General features: G+C 41.7%; 5 protein-coding genes and 1 pseudogene. 3 read left to right on the top strand and 3 right to left on the bottom strand.

Annotated features, from left to right (window positions below):
* From DBT_RS11590 to phnD, 3 genes are all read right to left on the bottom strand, one after another.
* On the bottom strand, nucleotides 1-350 hold a 350-nt coding region (locus DBT_RS11590), incomplete at its 3' end, for a response regulator (RefSeq protein WP_141674300.1).
* Nucleotides 347-1,828, bottom strand: coding sequence for an ATP-binding protein (locus DBT_RS11585; RefSeq protein ID WP_083186795.1), 1,482 nt, complete (start codon nucleotides 1,826-1,828; stop codon nucleotides 347-349). The genes DBT_RS11590 and DBT_RS11585, both read right to left, overlap by 4 nt.
* On the bottom strand, nucleotides 1,825-2,727 hold the full coding sequence (gene phnD / locus DBT_RS11580; RefSeq protein WP_067620876.1) for a phosphate/phosphite/phosphonate ABC transporter substrate-binding protein: 903 nt from the start codon (nucleotides 2,725-2,727) through the stop codon (nucleotides 1,825-1,827). Before phnD ends, DBT_RS11585 begins: the two co-directional genes overlap by 4 nt.
* A 409-nt stretch (nucleotides 2,728-3,136) precedes the next feature.
* On the opposite strand from phnD, the pseudogene DBT_RS12960 reads away from it, so the two are divergent.
* The 3 genes and pseudogenes from DBT_RS12960 to DBT_RS11565 all read left to right on the top strand — a co-directional run bounded on the left by DBT_RS12960 (nucleotide 3,137) and on the right by DBT_RS11565 (nucleotide 6,230).
* Nucleotides 3,137-4,283 (top strand): annotated as a pseudogene (locus tag DBT_RS12960) (inositol-3-phosphate synthase).
* Nucleotides 4,284-4,302: 19 nt separating this feature from the next.
* The gene (locus DBT_RS11570; RefSeq protein ID WP_067620873.1) at nucleotides 4,303-5,649 is read left to right on the top strand and encodes an NTP transferase domain-containing protein; all 1,347 of its coding nucleotides are present in this window, start codon (nucleotides 4,303-4,305) and stop codon (nucleotides 5,647-5,649) included.
* The gene (locus DBT_RS11565) at nucleotides 5,628-6,230 is read left to right on the top strand and encodes a DUF4202 family protein (RefSeq protein WP_067620870.1); all 603 of its coding nucleotides are present in this window, start codon (nucleotides 5,628-5,630) and stop codon (nucleotides 6,228-6,230) included. The genes DBT_RS11570 and DBT_RS11565 overlap by 22 nt, the downstream gene beginning before the upstream one ends.
* Nucleotides 6,231-6,445: the final 215 nt, after the last annotated feature.

Below are 6,445 nucleotides of genomic sequence, written 5' to 3'. Positions count from 1 at the left end.
CCCCTTTCTATTACTATCAACAGAGCCTCGTTTGTAAAAGGCTTGCTGATATAATCAAAGGCCCCTTGTTTTATGGCGGAAACAGCAGTCTCTATCTCTGGAAAAGCCGTTATTATGATTACTCCTATATCAGGATACATCTCCTTTGCCTTAGAAAGCACTTCCATACCATTTAGGCCAGGTAATCTCAAATCAGTTATTACCAGGTCAAATCTCCTCTGGCCTAAGGCCTTGACTCCCTGCTTACCATCCTCACAAGCAGTTATCTCATACCCAGCTCCACTAAGAGCGTGAGTTATTCCAAGCCTCATAGAAAGTTCGTCTTCTATAAGCAATATACACCGTTTCATGCCTTTTCAGTCCCTCTTATGGGTAGCTTGATTATAAATCTGGCACCAGCTCCCTTTTCTGATTCTACCTCTATTCTGCCACCGTGCTGTTCAATAATGGCCTTGCATACAGCTAGGCCTAGTCCAGTACCCTTTCCAGGTTCTTTTGTAGTAAAAAAAGGATCAAATATCCGCGATAAGATCTTTGGATCTATTCCTGGACCTGTATCCTTAATCGAAATAACGCACATATCATCTTCAACCGCTGTAGAAATAAACAGCGTACCATTTTCGCCCATAGCATGGACGGCATTAATGATAATATTTATAATAACTTGTTCAATCTTGCCAGGATCAACAAGTACTGTCGGCATGTCAACATAAAAATCTTTTATTATTTTTATATTTCTCTTAGCTAACATGCAATCCACAAGCCTAATGCTCTCATCAAGAATAGAATTCACAGATGAAGGCACTTTTGCCATGGGGGTCTTTCTTGCAAAATCCAAAAGCTCTTTTACAGTCTTTTGAATCTTTAAAAGACCAGAATTAATTACTTCAATGTGAATCTTTCGAGTCTCCTCATCCATGTCGCTCTCTATAAGATTCTTAAAGCAGAGAATTACCCCTCCCAAGGGATTATTTATCTCATGGGCAACTCCAGCAGCAAGATTGCCTACCGTAGCCATCTTTTCTGTCTGGCACATGAGATCCATGGTCCGCATTCTCTCCCTATTTGCCTCTCGTAGTCGCTTGATCATCCAGGTAAAGCTGGCCTGTAGCTTGCCTATCTCATCATTTCGAGGCTTAAGTTCTGGAACCTGAATTTCCAGATCACCCTTTTCAGTAATTTGATCCATCACCTTAGCTAATCTTACCAGAGGAGTAGCAAAGGCCTTTCCTGCTATGCCGATAACAATCAAAGAGCCCAGAAGCATTATGGATATCATAGATATCATTTCATTTCTCAGTGATGCTATCCCCTCCTTAACCTGTTTTAGAGAAAAACCTATCCTACATACTCCCCAATTCTTAGTGCTAATCCTCAGGGGAGCGGCAACGTCAACCATCTCGTTACCATTGGCATCCTTTACGTATTGAACCAGTATCTCAGTTGCCTCAAGTGCACGCTTTGTTACGGGATCAGTATATACCTTCCCGTATTCCTTTATATTACTATGGGAAAGCACCCTCCCCTTAGGATCAAGGACTATCAGATAGACAATGCGTTTGTCCTTCTGCATCATATCAGATACATAATAGTCCAGATAGTCTGTTAGTCCCACATCTTCAACTAGTCCCAATTCTTTGTATACAAGTGCATTGGTAAATATTACTCCTGAAATCTCGGCAATAATCCTGGCCTGGTTAATTGTATCCTCGGTATAGAGTTTGCCCTCTCTTTTTATGATTAGATAACCCCAAAAGCCTGCAAACAAAAAGATACACAGCGAAGTTAGAAGAATAAACTTGGCCTGTACCCCCAGGAAAAACTTCACTTTTTAACCCCTAACCTTATGCCTTCTTTGTTTAGATAAGAAACCATTTTCCTAATCACGTCATAGTCGGAATCAGAAACCTTGGTAAAACCATGTCTAATATTTACATCCCACGAATCCATTATCTTTCTGCATGCAGGATCGTCGTAATCAAGGCTGAGCAGTGCCTTCTCTATACTGTGAACCATTTCAGGAGCTGCTCCCGGCCTTGCTACTATCAAAAAACTGGGGAACGGGTCAGTTTTGCCTATAAATTTTATACCCATGCCCTTGTACTGCATGGCCACTGAGCCTAGAACCACACCTGCATCAAAATTGCCACGAAGTACCTCTCTTGCTACTGAATCGTGATATTTGAGGTTTCTATACTCCGCGAGATCCTCAAGCCTTATCCCCTCTTTTGAATAAAGATAGTAAAGTGGGGCCAAATTTCCAGAAGTAGAATATTCAGAAGCAAAGGCAAATCTTTTTCCCTTGATGTCATGAATAGTATTGATCTCTTTATTATCCTCCTTGGCAATAAAAATGGCCTGGCAAAGCGGCTTTTTTTCAGCATTCAATGTCCCCAAAATAGGCACCACACCTGCCTCTTTTCTGGCCTTCAAGTAGGTAAAACCTCCAAGAATAGCCACATCGATAGTACCATCAACCAGATACTTTACAATAGTCCCATAATCTTGGCTAATCTTCAGTTCAAACTTATACGGAGTTTTTTTGCTAAGATAATCTACAAAAGGCTGATAATATTTAAACATAACCAGTGGATGGTGGAGCGTAATTACACCGAGAAAGACTGTCGCAGGTTTGTTTTTTGTGCATTCAGAATATATTTTTGGAGGTGCGGAAAAGAGAATAAATAAGGCGATCGTTGTGGCTAGTGTGAAACGTATAAGGTTCATATCTATCCTCTCTAATTTAACGAATATAACAATCAACACCAATCTCGCAAATTCATGCTGCCACCACCCTTTGTGATAGATTTTACAGAGTCAATTTTTTTTTTCAAATGTAAATGCCATAAAAAATCTTTCATATCATTAAAAGGCCGAATTTTAAGCGACGCGTGTTACATTAGGTAATAATACGAAAGAGTAGAAATTATACCTGAAAATTTGTGTAAAAGGCCTCTTTCACCTTTAATATTGCAACTGAACAACTGGATTACAGGTCTTGACAACCAGTCTTTTTGTTACATATTTTTTTTATAATTCTATGTCAAATTCTACCGGTACTATTTTAGCTTTTTCCTCTGCCTGCAGACCTTCTTTACTTTTTTAAAAAATAAATTCGTTATTAGGAGGGATTGAGGTGAAGAAGGTTAAACTTGCAATCGTAGGCATAGGAAATTGCGCCAGTTCTCTAATCCAAGGCATTCACTATTATACTCCAGAAAAAAAAGATGAGGCCATTGGCCTTATGCATTGGGAGATCGGAGGATATGCTCCCCACGATCTCGAAGTTGTAGCAGCATTTGACATAGACAAAAGAAAAGTTGGAAAAGACGTTAATGAGGCCATCTTTGCCCCGCCAAACTGTACCACTGTATTCTGCAAAGATATCCCAAAATCCGGTGTTACGGTAAAAATGGGACCTGTTTTAGATGGTTTTTCACCACATATGAAAGATTATCCTGAATCTCATACTTTTGTCCTGGCAGAGGAAAAAGAACCATCTATGGATGAGGTAGTTGCTCACTTAAAAGACAGTGGTGCGGAAATCCTGGTTAACTACCTTCCAGTTGGCTCAGAGAAGGCAGTTCGCTTTTATGCAGAGTGCGCCCTTAAGGCAGGGATTGGCTTTGTAAACTGCATGCCAGTATTCATAGCATCTGATCCAGAATGGGAGGCACGTTTCAGGCAAAAAGGCCTGCCCATTGTAGGTGACGACATCAAGGCACACACTCGGGGCAACTATAACCCACAGAACCATTGCAGATCTTTTTAAGAAGAGGGGTGTAAAAGTAGAACGCACCTATCAAATAAATACTGGTGGAAATACTGATTTCCTAAACATGCTCAATAGGGCCAGACTCAAATCAAAAAAGAAATCAAAGACTGAGGCTGTCCAATCGGTACTTGCTGAGCGCATGGACTGGGAAAACATTCACATCGGTCCAAGTGACTATGTACCCTGGCAAAAAGACAACAAGATTGCTTTCATAAGAATGGAAGGCAAACTCTTTGGGGATGTCCCAATGAACTTGGAACTAAGGCTTTCTGTTGAAGACTCTCCGAATTCTGCTGGAGTTGCCATAGACGCCATTAGGTGCTGTAAACTGGCAATGGATAGAAATGAGGCAGGAGTCGTTGAAGGACCTAGCGCCTTTTTCATGAAGCATCCTCCAAGACAATACCCTGACGACGTAGCATGGCGAATGACTGAAGACTTTATCCATGGAAGGCTTTACAGCAAATCAACAGAGCCTATCAACGGTAAAGATGCCATAGCTGCTTAGTTTATGGAGGCCTAGCCTCATGGCTACTAAGACTAAGGGAATAGATACAGCTATAATCCTGGCTGCAGGCAGGGGAAGCAGACTGAATAATTCGGGGCGCCCCAAGCCCCTCACCCCATTTCTTGGGGTGCCCCTTATAGAACGCTCCATAAGGGGGCTTTATGCCTGTGGTATCAAGAAATTTTATATTATTACTGGCTACAAAAGTGACGAGGTAGAAAACTTCCTCAAAACCTTAGAACAAAAACTTGACCAGGTCACAATCACATGCATCTTCAATAAACATTGGGAAGCTGGAAATGGTACTTCTTTTCTTGCAGCTACTCAGGCCAACCTAAAAAATAATTTCGTCCTATCAATGTGCGACCATATTTTTGAAAAAGAGCTGATAGAGCTAGTTGTAAGGGCAACTCCCCCTAAAAGGGGCATGATGTTATTGGTAGATAAAAGGATTAAAAATGCAGTAATAGATCAAAACGATGCCACAAAAGTCATCATTCAAGAGGGTTTGATAAAAAAAATCGGAAAAAACCTTGAAGTTTATAGTGGTTACGACACAGGGCTTTTTGTGTGTTCCAAAGAGGTCTTTGAGGAATTAAAGGAACTTAGCCCTCATACCCCCCTTAGTCTGAGTGATATAGTTGGATTTCTTGCAAATACTGGAAAGGCAAGGGCAATTGAGACAACAAAGGGCTTTTGGGCCGATCTTGACGACAAGGGTGCATTTAAACGGGCGGAAAGGGCCCTACTCCTACTTTTAAGAGGAAAGGGACATGATGGACCTGTATCAAGACTGCTCAACAGACCCATATCCATTCGATTGAGTAGCATTTTAGTAAATACACCCATCACCCCTAATCAAATTACTTTAATAAGCTTTAGTATGGCACTAGCAGCAGCTTTTTTCCTGACCAAAGATTCCTATCTCTGGTTTGCAACAGGGGCGATACTGGCTCAGCTAGCGAGTATAATAGATGGGTGCGATGGAGAGATTGCCAGACTCAAATGGCTACAATCAGACTACGGGGCATGGTTAGACGCAGTACTTGATCGTTATGCTGATGCCTTTTTGATCTCGGCAATAACGTGGCACGTTGCAAACTACCACTCACTTGGAAATCTTGGATGGGGCATTGGAATTTTGGCCTTGATAGGTTCCCTTATTAACAGCTATACAGCAGACAAATACGACGGATGGATGAAAAAACACAACAAGACGCAACGTTTTCGTATGGGGAGGGATGTAAGGATATTTTTAGTATTTCTTTCGGGTATATCTTACCGTCCAGTAGAACTCCTCATAATGCTTGCAGGCATAATGAATACGGAGAATATTCGAAGGATGTGGCAACTGAGAACAGCCTAAATCACGCGATCCAAAAAGCTTTAAAAAAAATAAGGGGGATTTTAGCCAAATCAAAGGTCCCTGAAGACCCTATTCACGCAGAGGACACATTGAAGATTCTTTTAAAACTCTGTCCTCAGGCGGACATTAGCCTCCAAATTGCGGCCCTTGGCCATGATATAGAAAGGGCCTTTCCTAGGGGCATAAAGGTTGAAAGACAAAACTTCAGCTCCTATGATGCCTTTAAAAAAGCACATTCCCAAAACAGTGCCAGGCTCCTTCGAGCTGTCCTATTAAAGTGCAATTTACCTAATTATATTTTAAAAAGAGTGTATGAGCTGGTTTTGGCCCACGAATTTGGAGGAACGCCTGATTCAGACCTCTTAAAAGATGCAGATTCCCTTTCCTTCTTCCACGTGAATCTGCCACTCTATGCAAAACGAGAACCAAAAGAAGAAGTCCTAAGACGTGTTAAATGGGGCATTGAACGCCTTAGCCCAAGGGCACGGAGCATCTTGGAAGAAATGGCTCAGACAGACCAGTTTCTCAGGCAATTCATCCCTAAATCCTGCACGGCAAAAGGGGGCAAAATTGTTTTTTAAACATTATATCATCCAGTTGCTTGACAAAAACCATAGCTTTAATCTTCACTGTTTTGGTGAGTATGGAACCCATTTGATTTTGCCCCCTTTTGCCGCCCTTCGGGATTGGCGATTTTGCCCAATCTTCTTTGTTGCTCGGGGCTCGACGTACCAAAGTACGCCTTCGCCCCTCGCGCCTCAAATCTGGGGCAAACTCGCCAATTGCAGGATTTAGG

Source organism: Dissulfuribacter thermophilus, from assembly GCF_001687335.1.
In the GTDB taxonomy this organism is placed as follows: domain Bacteria; phylum Desulfobacterota; class Dissulfuribacteria; order Dissulfuribacterales; family Dissulfuribacteraceae; genus Dissulfuribacter; species Dissulfuribacter thermophilus.
The sequence above is the reverse complement of the archived record's forward strand: the minus strand, read 5'-3'. Positions and strand labels throughout refer to the sequence as shown.

Excerpts from the sequence above, each read along its gene's own strand:
- DBT_RS11570 (WP_067620873.1), top strand. The coding sequence starts at position 4,303 with ATGGCTACTAAGACTAAGGGAATAGATACAGCTATAATCCTGGCTGCA.
- phnD (WP_067620876.1), bottom strand. The coding sequence starts at position 2,727 with ATGAACCTTATACGTTTCACACTAGCCACAACGATCGCCTTATTTATT.